Origin of the sequence: Flavobacterium sp. FlaQc-57 (assembly GCF_044007395.1) — a bacterium.
In the GTDB taxonomy this organism is placed as follows: Bacteria; Bacteroidota; Bacteroidia; order Flavobacteriales; family Flavobacteriaceae; genus Flavobacterium.
In genome coordinates this window covers 68,808-83,371 of sequence record NZ_JBIPDA010000005.1, presented here as the reverse complement: position 1 = coordinate 83,371, position 14,564 = coordinate 68,808, and the positions used below count along the sequence as shown (strand labels likewise).

The 14,564-nt window shown below is 29.8% G+C and carries 15 protein-coding genes; 12 read left to right on the top strand and 3 right to left on the bottom strand.

Features of this window, described 5'->3' with window-relative positions:
- Positions 1–3: 3 nt before the first annotated feature.
- Positions 4–261 carry a hypothetical protein gene (locus ACHRVZ_RS15860; RefSeq protein WP_395423717.1) on the bottom strand — a complete coding sequence of 86 codons (258 nt, stop codon included), beginning with the start codon at positions 259–261 and terminating at the stop codon, positions 4–6.
- Positions 262–679: 418 nt separating this feature from the next.
- A complete protein-coding gene (locus tag ACHRVZ_RS15855; RefSeq protein ID WP_395423716.1) occupies positions 680–889 on the bottom strand; it encodes a hypothetical protein in 210 nt (69 codons plus the stop codon).
- Positions 890–1,297: 408 nt separating this feature from the next.
- On the opposite strand from ACHRVZ_RS15855, the gene ACHRVZ_RS15850 reads away from it, so the two are divergent.
- From ACHRVZ_RS15850 to ACHRVZ_RS15805, 10 genes are all read left to right on the top strand, one after another.
- On the top strand, positions 1,298–2,107 hold the full coding sequence (locus tag ACHRVZ_RS15850) for a hypothetical protein (RefSeq protein ID WP_395423714.1): 810 nt from the start codon (positions 1,298–1,300) through the stop codon (positions 2,105–2,107).
- 112 nt (positions 2,108–2,219) lie between these two features.
- A complete protein-coding gene (locus ACHRVZ_RS15845; protein WP_395424149.1) occupies positions 2,220–2,504 on the top strand; it encodes a relaxase/mobilization nuclease domain-containing protein in 285 nt (94 codons plus the stop codon).
- 482 nt (positions 2,505–2,986) lie between these two features.
- Positions 2,987–3,340 carry a hypothetical protein gene (locus ACHRVZ_RS15840; protein ID WP_395423713.1) on the top strand — a complete coding sequence of 118 codons (354 nt, stop codon included), beginning with the start codon at positions 2,987–2,989 and terminating at the stop codon, positions 3,338–3,340.
- Between the two features lie 734 nt (positions 3,341–4,074).
- Positions 4,075–4,323 carry a hypothetical protein gene (locus tag ACHRVZ_RS15835; RefSeq protein WP_395423712.1) on the top strand — a complete coding sequence of 83 codons (249 nt, stop codon included), beginning with the start codon at positions 4,075–4,077 and terminating at the stop codon, positions 4,321–4,323.
- A gap of 1,396 nt (positions 4,324–5,719) precedes the next feature.
- On the top strand, positions 5,720–6,406 hold the full coding sequence (locus ACHRVZ_RS15830) for an ATP-binding cassette domain-containing protein (RefSeq protein WP_395423710.1): 687 nt from the start codon (positions 5,720–5,722) through the stop codon (positions 6,404–6,406).
- 26 nt (positions 6,407–6,432) lie between these two features.
- Positions 6,433–7,074 carry a hypothetical protein gene (locus ACHRVZ_RS15825; RefSeq protein WP_395423709.1) on the top strand — a complete coding sequence of 214 codons (642 nt, stop codon included), beginning with the start codon at positions 6,433–6,435 and terminating at the stop codon, positions 7,072–7,074.
- A 164-nt stretch (positions 7,075–7,238) separates the two neighbouring features.
- Entirely contained in the window at positions 7,239–7,760 is a 522-nt protein-coding gene (locus ACHRVZ_RS15820) for a peroxiredoxin family protein (protein WP_395423708.1), read from the top strand.
- A 6-nt stretch (positions 7,761–7,766) separates the two neighbouring features.
- Entirely contained in the window at positions 7,767–9,920 is a 2,154-nt protein-coding gene (locus ACHRVZ_RS15815) for a peptidase domain-containing ABC transporter (RefSeq protein WP_395423707.1), read from the top strand.
- Between the two features lie 255 nt (positions 9,921–10,175).
- Complete coding sequence (locus ACHRVZ_RS15810; protein WP_395423706.1) at positions 10,176–11,138, top strand: transposase; 963 nt, start codon at positions 10,176–10,178, stop codon at positions 11,136–11,138.
- Between the two features lie 195 nt (positions 11,139–11,333).
- On the top strand, positions 11,334–11,609 hold the full coding sequence (locus tag ACHRVZ_RS15805; protein ID WP_395423704.1) for a transposase: 276 nt from the start codon (positions 11,334–11,336) through the stop codon (positions 11,607–11,609).
- Between the two features lie 448 nt (positions 11,610–12,057).
- On the opposite strand, the gene ACHRVZ_RS15800 is transcribed toward ACHRVZ_RS15805, so the two are convergent.
- Positions 12,058–12,681: a DUF4375 domain-containing protein gene (locus ACHRVZ_RS15800; RefSeq protein WP_395423703.1), complete on the bottom strand. Its 624-nt coding sequence runs from the start codon at positions 12,679–12,681 to the stop codon at positions 12,058–12,060.
- A gap of 118 nt (positions 12,682–12,799) precedes the next feature.
- On the opposite strand from ACHRVZ_RS15800, the gene ACHRVZ_RS15795 reads away from it, so the two are divergent.
- Positions 12,800–13,102, top strand: coding sequence for a transposase (locus ACHRVZ_RS15795; RefSeq protein ID WP_395423701.1), 303 nt, complete (start codon positions 12,800–12,802; stop codon positions 13,100–13,102).
- Between the two features lie 46 nt (positions 13,103–13,148).
- Entirely contained in the window at positions 13,149–14,330 is a 1,182-nt protein-coding gene (locus ACHRVZ_RS15790; protein WP_395423699.1) for a transposase, read from the top strand.
- The last annotated feature ends 234 nt before the right edge of the window (positions 14,331–14,564 follow it).

The window sequence follows — 14,564 nt, the reverse complement described above, 5'->3', positions numbered from 1 at the left end:
AGATTACCTGACATCGTTGATAAGTACAACGGTATTGGTTAAATTATTATTTGAAATATAATCCAAAACAAATTCCTCCGCTTCTTTTTTTTGATCAGGTGAAGTAGAAAATGAATTTAAGTAGAAATCTTCGCTTTCATCAGCGATATGAATAATTTCAGTATATCCCCTGGTAATTAATGTCCCTTTTAGTTTTAAAACTTTAAGCTCATTACTGTTGTCAATTTCTTTTCTCACCCGCAGCTTTATAGTGTTTTCCATCATTTTCTCTTTTGAATCCTAAGCGTAAATTTATAAAAATAAATCAAGCAAACTATCCTGTAATCATGAATAAAAACTACTTTCCATACTGCTTTTTTTAAGTATTTTTCGGGACTCAAAACGCAGCTGACGGTAAAATTTTGTTTGTTTGTTTGTTTGTTTGTTTGTTTGTTTGTTTGTTGTTCATTTATGGGGAGTACTCATGAAGTTGGGAGTTTCCGCTAAGATCAATTTAACTATAATCAATCATATAACAATCAGTCTTCTAAACCTTTAATTAAATCAATTATATCAAGTTTAATAAGCTCCCAGTTCCTGCCTCTGAGGCAAAGAGGTTCAAAATCATCATCGGCTTGAGTGAAATCTGTGAATTTTTCTATAAGTAATTCCCTCTGGTGGGTGTAGGGATACCTTTTTTTTATGCAATTCGAACATTTGTGTAATCGTAAAAATCTTCTTTCAATCGGTCGATGTCCCAGAAGTCTTTCTTTCTTCCGATTCGCTGCACCACATCTAGCTTCATCGCCACAATCTCCGCCTTGCTTGCCAATCTGATTCCGTTTAATTCCTGCACTTTATCTATAAAAGGATCTCTGTAGTAAAGATCTCGTTTTACACTCTGATCCAAATATCAATAATTTTGGTGAAGCCTCTTGAGATTAAAATTACTTTTAATTTCATTACTTTAAGTTTACCACTATAATCAATCCTTTTTCAATTCTTAATTTTATAGTCATTCCTTTGTTTTAATTGACTTGTTTAATAAATTTTGACTCAAATAAAACGATTTAAGCCTTTTCAATAAATTATCAGTTGTTACATAAAATATATCGCTCATTAAACGTGAAAAATGAACTCTGTGAATAAGGAGATAGATTTGATCAACAAATTTCGACATACTCAAAAACTTTTATTTATCAAAAAATGAATATTGACACCCTAAATTTGTTTTTATATTATACAATTCATTAATATAATTTAATGATTTTGATGATTTTTTTACAAACATACTTTCTAAAGAAAAAACAAGAAATATATGAGGGGAATTATTCTGGGGCTGATTCTAGCTATTATAACTGTCTTGAGATCGTTTGAAAATGTTGTAACTAATAAGAGGATTATATCTAAACTGAATAAATTCTATACGAAAAGCGGGTTATATATTAAAGAAATATCTAATTCAACATATGAAACAGCCTCAAAAGAAATTTTAATTAAAACTATTAAATATTTGATATTATATTGGGGGGTAATCTGCCTTCTAAGTTTTTTTATTTTAGGATTAATGTCTAAGATAAATAATGTGGTTAATGCTTTTGTTGCTAGTGAAATTCTATTCCTCGGAATTATTTTTGTCCTGTTTCAAACTTTAAGATTCGGGATTATTTATGATTTAAAAAAGATAAAAATACTTTTAAAAAAAGAAACAATAACACTCTTAACATCTATAGAAACACGTATCATTATTTTTTTTGTGTATGCCATAATTGTCTTAGCAATTTATTTTCCTTTAGAAATCCTAAGAAGACATTTTCATTTATCTGGAAATCAAATATTAAAAATGCTATTGAGTAGTGATTTAATTTATTTATTTTTTGGAATTATTTTAATATCACCTATTTTACTTCTGTTAATTAGTGTCGCAATTTTAATTTTTTTATATTTCTGTGTTTGGGCATTATCAAGGCTATTTTCAATTATTTCTTATTGGCTGTTAAAATGGATTTTTAAAGCCTGTCTTTTTCTAAATGATGAAATCCCCTTAAAACCTCTTTTACTGATATCACAAATTTTAATTATAATAATAACTCCTATTGTGGTCTTTATTGTAAATATATTTTTGTAATAGCTTATCCCCTATAATAAGTTGAATCAATAGTTTTTAGAAATATTTCATTTACAATTGTGTTGGTTTGGGGATTTCAGCTAACTTATAAAGGTAATGAAATACATTCAATATTTCGCTTAATTTTGGTCTCTCACAGAATCTTTCCAGAGAAAAACTCATAGCTGTTGCTAATACCCATATGGAGAAAATTGGTTTTAAGCAGCAGCCGTATTTGGTATATCAACATCACGATGTAGTGCATATGGACCTGCACTTAGTTTCTATAAACATTGAAAGAGATGGTAAACGAATCGATTTGCACAATATAGACATGAGAAAATCAGAACCAGCAAGAAAAGCGATTGAAAAACTCTTTGGACTGGTAAAAGCAGCAAGGAAGAAAAATTTAGTTTAGAGTCCTTTTTGATAGCTAGGATTCAATACGGAAAGATTGATTCCAAGAAAGCTATATTCAATATTCTAAATGAGGTTCTAAACAATTACAAGTACTAAAGTCTTGCATAACTTAATGCAGTACTCAACCAATACAATGTCATGACTGATTGTGGAAGTGAAAATTCAAAAATGTTTTTAGCTCGAACATTGCTGTATCACATATTAAACTCAGAAGGCAAACCAATAGATGCACCGATCAAATCCAGTAGTTTTTAAACAAATCAACTTTAAAATTTTTAGAGGAGAAATTTAAGAAAAATGAGGTTAGAAATATGTCCGATAAATCAAGAGTGAAAAATGCTATTTATATAGCATTGTTACGAGAACCAGCATTTTCTTTGACCGAACTGGCAAGGTTATTGGAAAAAGAAGGTATGTATATCGTTCTTAGAAAAAGTAAAGAAAGCTTACCTTAGGATCATGTGACAAAAAATGTCTTTAATGGTAATAGCTTGGAAAAAAAAATACATAGCAAAAGCTATTCAAGAACTTTGCAGATTAAAGATTGCTGGTGAAGAAAAAAGAAATCAGTTTTATGAAAAACTCCATTTTAAAGAATCATTAATTACTGCTTTGCAGGAACAAAAGAATACACTGACTATTGCTGATTTAGTGAAAATCTTAGATTTGTTGTTACTTAAAGACAAACAATACTTTACAATGTTACCAAAGCTAGATAAGATAATTGATAATCTAATGCAGACTGAACAGGTCAACGATTATTTAAGATATCAGTTGAAAAACAAAAAAAAAGCAAAGGAGAAGAAGATTGTCAAGATAAGTATCTATTTTTAGTTTTCATATCCTCCCTTTTTTGATATTTTTGTTAAACTAAAAAAATCGTTTCCAAATATATTCACTTATGAACTAATACTTAACGGTTAATAAAAACACAGAACATCTTAGCCCAAAAAAAATAATTTAGATTTACGAAATTATTAACTATTCACATAATACAAAAAAAATTAAATCAAATGCAAAGTTTAAAGGGAGGTTCTTAACAAAAACTTAAAAATTTAGATTATATTGTAGGACAAGATATTGCAAAAATAGACAACAGAAATGTTGTTAGTTTTTAAGAAGTATAGCTTTCGCTAGCTAAAACTGGAGATTTTGAGCTATTGCTAAAGCGAGCTTTAGTTTTTTCAAATAGTAGATTCAGACATCTCTAGCGCTTGTTCTAGTTGGTAACCAAAAAGCACAATTAGTTTAATTCAAACTCACGTTATTCTGCTTAAATAATAAACAAAAAAACTTTTACACAGTTGCTCTCATTAATTCATTTTATACAGGGGCAATTATTTTACCCCTTAACAAGATAAAAGTTATTCATCCAAATATCTTAATTTATAGAAAACACAATAAATAACATTTAAGATTAAACATTTTTCAAAATAAAGCTTAAAAAGTACTTTCTAATTATGTAAAATTAAACTTAAGCTAGCCATTTTTAGAACGAAGATAATTTCAAATCGCTTGTAGATTTGTCTTACAAATAAATTATTAACTAATCATTGAATTATTACCTTATGAAAAAACTAGAATTAAATCAAATGGAAAGTTTGATAGGTGGCCAAAAACAAAAACTTACAACTGTAGATGAGGTAAGTGGCGGTAGATGTACTAGAACAATGAATAGAGGCGATTTTAGTCGTTCGGACGCTTGCATTATATGCTCAGGACTTGGAGGAATGGCTGGAGGAGCAATCTTTGGTGGTGGTGCGGGTGCTCTCGCAGGATGGGTAGGAGGAATTGTAAATGGAATGTTTACTTGTTAAATAAAAAATCATTAAAAACCCGTTGATTAAACTTTTGAAAATTAAAATTATTTGAAATACCTACTCAACGGGTAAAAAATTACTTATTTATCAATAATATGTAATAGAAGAATATACAATAAATATGTATAATAACAGGCAATCAAAAAAATTATAAATGATCTACGAAATCTTATTAATTAAACTAAAACTATACACTCGTTTTGAGTATGAATACAAATTTAAGCATCTAATTAAAATCAACTATCTACTCATCCTTTTCCCTTTTTATTTATTTCTATTACATAATATCTACTTATTTAATAATTTTTTCTATGCATTATCTGTATACTTTTTAACAATAATGGGGCTAGACTTTCATACGGTTTCAAATAAGTCAAACTTAAATACAATTTTCATATTTAATAATTTACTTGACCTTAGCAGGACTATTAAAATAAATTTTCTGGCAGAATTAATTTTAAAGTTCCTTTTATTCATCCCTTTACTATTTTTAATACAGAATAAACTACTTTTAGTTTTAATTGGGCTATTCTTTATTTCTTTTAGTATTTTCTTAAAAGAAATAGTATATAATAATACCATAAATAAAAAAATATATTTCGTTTTAATCTTTATTTATTTATCTCCTCTAATGCTTTTAGGAGGTGTTTTTTTAGATTTTACAAAAAAGCAATTGCGGTTAATTGAGTTTAGCAAAGTAAAATTTTATGAAATTTATTTAGGATCAAGCACTGCAACTCTTTTACTTACTGTCATTTGTTTTTATTTATATCTACAAACTTATTACAAGACCTCTAAACAATGAATTTAGACTATATAATATTTTTAAAAGCGTATCGAGAAGGAAAGTTAATGGACATATTCATTATGTCAATGATAATCTTGGCTTCTAATTATAAAGACACCTTTATAGCTTACCTGTTAATTCCTATTTTATTTTCAGATAAGTTTTTTAATTTATTATGGTCAAATACAAATGAGAAATTATTTTATTTCCAATTTCAAGAAATTCAACTAAAAAAAATTTCTTCCATTAAACAAATTCAGTTTATTCTTGAGTTTAATATCTGTTATTTACTGGCAGCTTTATTTTTTTTGATTTATCAAGAATTTAGCGAAATAAATCAACGCAACTGGATCATTTTAAATATTTTTATTTTTATGAACTTAGTAATAGCGAACATAATTTTCAATATTTCTTTTAGGATTCCATTTATTAAATCATTAATAATTCTAATTGCAAATTGTATTACTACCCTATTAGTCTTTTTTATTAATGCATATTTGACAGATTACTCATTTATAACATTTTTTTTAATTCTAACATATTTGATTTTTTATCGGTCTTATACTTTAAACGCTTTGTTCAATAACTTACATATAAAAAACTTTTATGATTAAAGTCGAAAACTTATCTAGAAAATTTAATTCAACTATAGTTTTAGAGAATATAAATTTTTTAATAGAAAAAGGTGAACTCGCAGTAATTTATGGTCGAAATGGTGCTGGGAAAACAACTTTGATTAAATGTTTAGCAGGATTTATAAAAGTAAATAATGGCGCCATAAACCTTGTTCCAAACGATAAAAAGAAAATTGGTTTGTACTTAGGTCATGAAGTGTTAATTGATAAATTAACTGTAAAAGAATATATTTTTCTTGCAGGTAAATTAAAAGCACTGACAAATAACGTAATCGAATCAAAAATCACTGAATTCTCACAAACTCTAGACTTTGCAATACATCTAAATAAATTGATTTCTGAAATTTCATTTGGGACAAAATCAAAAATTTTACTAGCCATATCAATACTAAATGATCCACAGATTTTAATTATGGACGAACCATTCATTGGATTAGATTTGATTACAATACAAGAAGTAGTAAAGATTTTGTCTAATTTAAAAGAAAAGGGATGTACTCTTTTTATTTCCTCTAATCAAGTAGACATCTTAGAAAATTTTACTGATAAAATTCTAATATTAAAAAATCAAACAATCGTATTAGAGAAAAAAATTAAAGACCTAGATATAACAAGTATTAATCAATTATCAGATCTAGTTTTAACATATTTAGAATAAAACTTAAATCTTCAATAATTACTAAAGTGGAAATAAAAAAAACAAATTACTTATTACTATTATTATTGTCCATTGTTTCACTAATAGCAACAAAAACTGGTAATCACCTCCTTAACATTGAGGAACTATATTACAATTCACTTACTATAAATTTATCTGCTCATCAAGTTGAAAGAATCTTTGAAGTTCAGAAAAAGATTCAATGGTTGTACTATATTATTGTTCCTATTGTCATTTTATTAAAAACAATTATAATTTCATGTATTGTGTATATTGGAATAATACTTTCAGAAAACAAAAAATGGAGCTTTAGTTTATTATGGAATTACACTTTAAAAGCAGAATTTGTTTTTGTTCTCGCAAACATTACCAAAATAGCTTGGTTTTACTTTTTTCAAAAAAATTATAACTTGCAAGATCTTCAATATTTCTATCCACTATCTGCTTTAAATATAATTGGTTATAAAGGTTTAGAAAATTGGTTCATTTATCCTCTTCAAGTACTTAATTTATTTGAACTTTCTTATGTTATTTACTTAGGATTTAAAGTTGGCAAGCTAGCCAATGCCAATACAGACTATGGATTAAAAATCGTTGGTTTAAGTTACGTGCCCAGTTTACTTTTATGGGTAACTATAATTATGTTTTTCATCCTTAATTACACTTAAAATGTCAAAATCCAGAAAGTTATTTATTGTCCTGTGTAGCGCACTACTTATGGTGGACATCGTGCGATATTTTTTTTATAATGGAGACATCGTTCAGACTACACTTGGCGTTGTCTCAATGATTCTTATTATTATCTCGTTACTTATGAACAAAGAAGAAAAAAATGAAAAGATATTTTAAAACCATTCTTCTTGTAACATTCATTGGAGTTTTTCTTTTTCTAAGTTTTCGAATTATCTCTCAAATAATCCATAAAAATGAGATAGCCCAAAATATAAAAAGCATTCCAGCATTTTCCTATCAAAATATAACTGGTGAGAACTTCACTAATCAGAATCTAAAAAAAGAAACTGCTGTCATTTTTATTTATTTCAATACAGAATGTGATTACTGCATAAACGAGGCACAAATGATAAAAGAAAACATAACTCAATTTAAAGATGTGCAACTAGTTTTTGTGTCATTTGAAAATCCAGAATTAATTAAAATTTTTGTCCAAAAACATCAACTAATAACTTATGACAATGTTTATTTTTTATCTGATAACAAAGTTAGCTTCTCTACTACTTTTGACAGTCCATCAATGCCTTCAATGATTCTATACAACAAGAAACACCAACTGATTTCAAAAATAAAAGGACAAACAAAAGCATCGACTTTGCTAAAAAAAATAAATGTAGAATAAAGCGTAATGAATTTAAAACACATAGAAAAAACACATACACTACAACTGGACCAATCAGACTGTGGCTTGGCTTGTTTGTTGTCGATCATTAAGTTAAATTACGGAAATCAAAACCTCGAGAAACTTCGAGAAATAAGTGGTACTACAAAAGAAGGTACAACTATGCTGGGCTTGTATCAAGCGGCTAATAAATTAGGATTCACAGCACAAGGTTGCGTGGCAGATATCGATATTCTAATTGCCCACAAACAACCCGTTATTCTACATGTTTTAATCGAAAACAAGTTACAACATTATATCGTTTGTTATGAATACTCAGAAACAAAAGGCTTTTTGATAGGCGATCCTTCAAAAGGAATTTCTTTTTTGTCGATAGCTGATTTAGAAGATATTTGGCTCTCAAAAACGTGTTTGACTCTTGAACGAAATGAAAATTTTGTTACCGAAAAAATTGAAAAGGATGCACAAATAAAATGGTTTCTAAATCTCATAAAAGATGATTATAAGCTCATTTGGATTTCTGTTTTATTAGGTGTTTTTATTGCTGGTTTAGGAATGTCAATGGTATTATTTTCTCAAAAACTAATTGATGATATTCTCCCCTCACATAATATCAAAAAGCTAATCTCAGGGATTTCATTATTAACAATTTTGCTCTTGGCCAGAGTTGCCATTGGTGTTTTAAGACAATATTTTTCATTACAACAATCAAAAGACTTTAATAACAGGATAAACAATGCATTTATTTTTTCGCTTTTACATCTTCCAAAATCTTTTTTTGATTCTAGAAAAACTGGTGATCTTGTCGCAAGATTAAACGATACACAACGTATACAAAGTGTTATTAGAATGCTTTCCAGCTCCTTAATAATTGATATTTTAGTAGCTATTATTTCGTTAGTATTTTTGTTTACTTATTCCTGTAAACTTGGCTTGATTGCTTTACTTAGCTTGCCTATTTATTTTTTTATAATCTATAAAAACAATAAAAAAATAATCAAATCTCAAACCGAAATAATGCAAAGTTATGCGATAAATGAAAGTAACTATATCAATACAATTCAAGGGATTTCGACTATAAAGAATAACAATAAACAACCTATCTTCAATAAATTAAACGAGCAGCTCTTTGCTAACTATCAGGAAAAAATTTTCAATTTAGGAAAAATCAACAATACCCTTTCGTGGCAATCTGGTTTAGCTAGTCTTGCTTTTTCAATTGGAATTTTAATTTATACTTCTATTCAGGTTTTTAATAAAGAAATTAAAATTGGTGAATTAATGGCAATTTTAGGAATTGCAGGATCCTTATTACCTTCGATTGCAAGTTTGGCTTTAATATCAATTCCTATAAATGAAGCTAAAATTGCGTTTAACAGAATGTATGAATTTGCATCTTTAGAAAAAGAGAACGAGGACGGTTTAGAAATTGCTGAGATTGACAAAATAACGATTCAAAATTTATCTTTTAGATTTGCGGGACGCAGTGAACTTTTTCACGATATCAATATAAAAATAGAAAAAGGAAAATTCACTGCTATCGTTGGAGAAAGCGGATCTGGAAAAAGTACTTTGGGACAAATTTTACAACGTTTTTATTCCTTCAAAAACGGGAATATTATTATAAACGATAAATATCAACTTCAAGAAATTGGACTTAAAAACTATAGAGATTTATTAGGTGTGATTCCGCAAGAAATTACAATTTTTAACGGAACCGTAATTGACAACATCCTTCTTGGTTCGATTGATTCGACTGAAAACATATTACGGTTTATTGCCGAATATGAATTTGAATATTTCTTTAATCAATTACCGCAAGGATTAGCAACTAATCTGGGAGAAGAAGGAATTAATTTGAGCGGAGGTCAGAAACAGATTATTGCATTGGCTAGAGTTTTATATAAAAAACCTCAATTTTTAATTCTTGACGAAGCCACATCTGCAATGGATCGAAATACCGAAAACTTTACAATGAAATTATTTGAAAAAATAAAACCAAATTGCGCTATTCTTTTTATTTCGCATCGTTTGAATATTTTAAAAAACACAGCCGATATGATTTACGTTTTAGAAAACAAAAGCATTAAAGAATCAGGAAATCATCAGAAATTATTGGGAACTGATAACTTCTATAGCTATTATTGGAAAGAAGTTTAAATAAAAAAAAAATCAGATAGTATGACAAATATAAAAGCATTCAATAAAACTAGTAAATTCTGCAAAAGAAATAATTAAAAAGACAACAATTTGGAATATTAATACTTGTACTTTTTACTATTTAAAATTTATCTTATTTTTTTGACTGTTAGTTATTTGTGACACATGACGTCAGTCTGTGAAAAAATTTCCGTTTGATTAGAAACAAATATAGGAAAGTATTGCTTTAAAACAGGATTTTTCGTATTTTTAGTAATGCAACATATCCTAGGAATTTCCCACTATCAGATGCGTATTTCAAGTTTAGAAGACGCAATAAGTCCAGACAATCAGGTTCGTTTTATAGATGCTTTTGTATCGTTTGTAGATTTATCTAAGCTTGGTTTTGAAGTTAAAACGCTCAAAAAAGAAGGTCGCCCGAGTTATAACAATAAACTGTTTCTTAAAACCTACCTATATGGTTATCTCAACCGAATAAGAAGCTTTCGAAAATTAGAAAAAGAATGTTTTAGAAATATAGAAATACAATGGCTATTGGAAGACATTCGACCGAATTACCACAGTATTTCTGATTTCAGAAAAGACAATCCTCTAGCATTAAAGAACTTATTTAAACTCTTTGTTAGCTTTTTGAAAGACGCCGATTTAATAGCAGGGGAAACCATTGCTATTGATGGAACTAAAAGTAGGGCGCACAACAGCAAAAAAGGAAATTTTAATCAAAAGAAAATTGACAAGCACCTAGCCTATATTGAAGCAAAAAGCCAAGAATATCTTGACACTTTGGAGGAAAACGATACCAAAGTGAATTCTTCGGAAATGAAAAACATCCAACAAAAAATAGAACGTTTACAACAAAATAAAATCCGCTATGAATTACTGGAAGAAAAGTTAAAGGCCAGTGGCGAACCTCAAATCAGCACTACTGATAGCGATGCCAGAGCTTTATTAGTACAAGGTCAGGTAGTTGAAATTTCATTTAATATGCAGGCAGCAGTTGATGCCAAACACAATCTGGTAGTGGCCACGCATACCATCAACAAAAATGACCGCAGTGCCTTGTCGGCAATTGCTATTGAAGTTAAAGAGAATTTAGGAATAGAAACATATACTGCTTTAGTTGACAAGGGCTATCATAATGGCAAACAAATAGAAATCTGCAAAAAAGCGAACATCTCTACAATTGTAGCGCAGCCCGAACAAGGAAAAAATAAATAAAGGATAGCTGAGGGTTATTTGATCTCAAAGTTCAAATACGACCAAACCAACGACACCTACACTTGCCCACAGGGAGGAACGCTTAAAACTACAGGTCACTGGCACAAGAAAACCGATAGTGATAGTTATGAATTCAAGAGATACCGAACTCCAAAATGCAGATAATGTCCTGTAAAACATTTATATACCAATAGGATGGCTGGTTGGGATATAGACCGCAGTCAATATGCCGATGCCGTAGAAGAAAACAACAAACGCTACCACGCAAACGCACAACTATACCGCAAGCGGCAGGAAATCAACGAACATATCTTTGGGACTATTAAACGGCAATGGGGGTACAATCATACCAATTTAACGGGATTGAAAAAAGTAAACGGAGAACATAGCTTAATTATGTTGGTCCATAACATTAAACGCAGTATCAATATTCTCGGAGTTCTCGAGCTGATTGCCAAACTCAAAAAATGAAACTCACCCTACAAGGCAAAAGTCTTGTTTTTACTAAAAATGGAGTATTTAAAGCTCAATACAACGTACTTTTTTTATCCAATGAAAATTGCATCCTAAAAAAAAGAGCCTTCTCAGAAGGCTTTATTTGAATTATAATGTCGTGAAATTTGAAAATTTTAATAGAAATATGAGTTTTTTTCACAGCCTGACGTCAGTCTGTGAAAAAACTAAAATCAACCTCTTTAGAAGCTCATATTTGAGATTTTTCTTTGGAAGCCCTCCACATACTTTCCAAGTTTGAAGAGGTTTTTTCACTTCTTGACGGTCTGGTACTTGTCGAGGTTAGGGATTAAAAATGCGGGATTTTTCGGTTAAACACAAATTTTCCAAATATAAAACCATCTTTAAATTCAGCCAAAACAGCCAATCTCGCCAAGTTGTTAGCGATTCGGGCTTTTTTTACGTCTCAGTTGTCGATAAATTCAGTTTTATGCTTTCTAATAAAATCTACTTGTAATTGTTGTAAATTTTCAGTCTCGTAAAGTTTATAAAATTCTTCGTCAAACTTATTTAATGGATTGTCTTCATAAGATTTACTAAAACCTTCTATTGTTCCGTCTTGATGTTGTGTGATTTTTGGATTTTCTTTTTCAAAAGTTTCATTACCTCGTTTCGTCAATTCGGCATATTTATTCGCTCCAACTAATTTTAAAGCATCTGGCAAATATTTATAAAACTGTCCACTCGAATTAAAGTAAAATTGATTATATCCACCATTATTAACTTCTGATTCTAAAGCCCAAATCATATAAATTGCTTGTTTTGATTTGTTCCAACTCATTACATTTGCAAATTCATTTTCATAATCTTCGAAATTCTTTTGCGATAAGTTATCAAAAACTAATTGTAATAATTTATCGTCAGAAGTATTGTCAATTATTTCTTCACTCAGTTTTGTAAAGATTTTTCTGTTATTAAATTCTTCAATTGATTGAGTGATTTTTTCGTCATTTTTTTTCCCGTTTGGCGAGCATCCAAGTACACTTAACATTGTCGATATAATCCCCATAATTACTAAATTTCTTTTCATTTATCTGTTTTTTTTTCAGCCTGACCGCTAACGTCAGTAAGTTAAAAAACTTCCGTTTGTGTTTGATCAAATATAGCAAAAAAGTTGTATTAAAGCAGGAATTTTCATATTTTTAAGAATGCAACATATTTCAGGAATTTCTCGCCACCAGATGCGTATTTCAAGTTTAGAGGACACTATAAGTCTTGATAATCCGGTACGTTTTATCGACGCTTTTGTCTCTTTTTTAGACTTATCCAAACTTGGCTTTTCAGCTCAAACACTTAATAAAGAGGGTCGTCCAAGTTATAACAGCCCGCTATTTATAAAGATCTATTTGTATGGATATCTAAATGGTTTGAGAAGTAGTCGTAAACTAGAAAAAGAATGTTATAGAAACATTGAAATGCAGTGGTTATTAGAAAATATTCATCCCAATTAACAGTATATCAGACTTCAGAAAGAATAATTCATTAGCATTAAAGAACTTGTTTAAACTCTATGTTGTCTTTTTAAAAGACGCCGATTTAATAGGCTGTGAAACCATTGCCATTGATGGAACTAAAAGCCGAGCGCACAATAGTAAGAAAGCTAATTTCAATCAAAAGAAAATAGATCAACATTTAGAATATATTGAAATCAAAACACAAGAATACCTAAATGCTTTGGAGGAAAATGATACCAAGGAGAATTCTACAGAAATCAAAAATATCCAACAAAAGATAGAACGCTTAAAACAAAACAAGCTTCGCTATGATTTGCTTGAAGAAAAATTAAAAGCAAGCGGCGAACCCCAAATAAGCACTACTGATAGTGATGCCAGAGCCTTATTAGTACAAGGACAAGTAGTTGAAATATCTTTTAATGTCCAGGCTGCAGTAGATGCAAAACACAATCTTGTGGTAGCCACCCATACCATCAACAAGAACGACCGCAGTGCTTTATCTGCCATTGCTATTGAAGCAAAAGAGAATTTAGGTATAGAAACATATACTGCTTTAGTTGACAAAGGTTATCATAATGGCAAACAAATAGAAATCTGCAAAAAAGCGAACATCACTACAATTGTAGCACAACCCGAACAAGGAAAAAATAAAGAAAGGATAGCTGAGGGTTATTTGATCTCGAAGTTCCAATATGACCAAACCACCGATACCTACACTTGTCCAAAAGGTGAAACACTTAAAACTACAGGTCACTGGCACAAGAAAACCGATAAAGATAGTTATGAATTCAAGAGATACCGAACACCCAAATGCAGGGAATGTCCCGTAAAGCAGTTATGTACCAGCAGGGTGGCTGGTCGGGATATAGACCGAAGCCAATATGCCGATGCCGTAGAGGAAAACAATAAACGCTACCACGCAAACGCACAACTCTATCGCAAGCGACAGGAAATCAACGAGCATATCTTTGGTACTATAAAACAGCAATGGGGTTACAACCACACCAACTTAACGGGATTAGAAAAAGTAAACGGAGAACATAGTCTGATTATGTTAGTCTATAACATTAAACGCAGTATTAATATACTGGGCGTTCCCGAACTTATTGCAAAACTCCAAAAATGGAATTCACCCTACAAGGCAAAAGTCTTGTTTTTAGTGGAAATGATTTATTTAAAGCTAAATAGAGCTAACAATTTTTATCCGACCAAATTAGTACCCTAAAAAAAGAGCCTTCTCAGAAGGCTTTATTTGAATTATAGTGTCTTGAAATTTGAAAATTTTAATAGAAATATGAGGTTTTTTCACAGCCTGACGTTCTTGTACTACAGCCCGATTTGCCAAATCATCCCAAATACAAAACCAATTTCAAATTAAGCCTAATACCCAAATCTATTGTAGTAGCTGTTATTATGATGTTTTTTACCCTAACTTGAGCATGCAAACTTTGTCAGTATT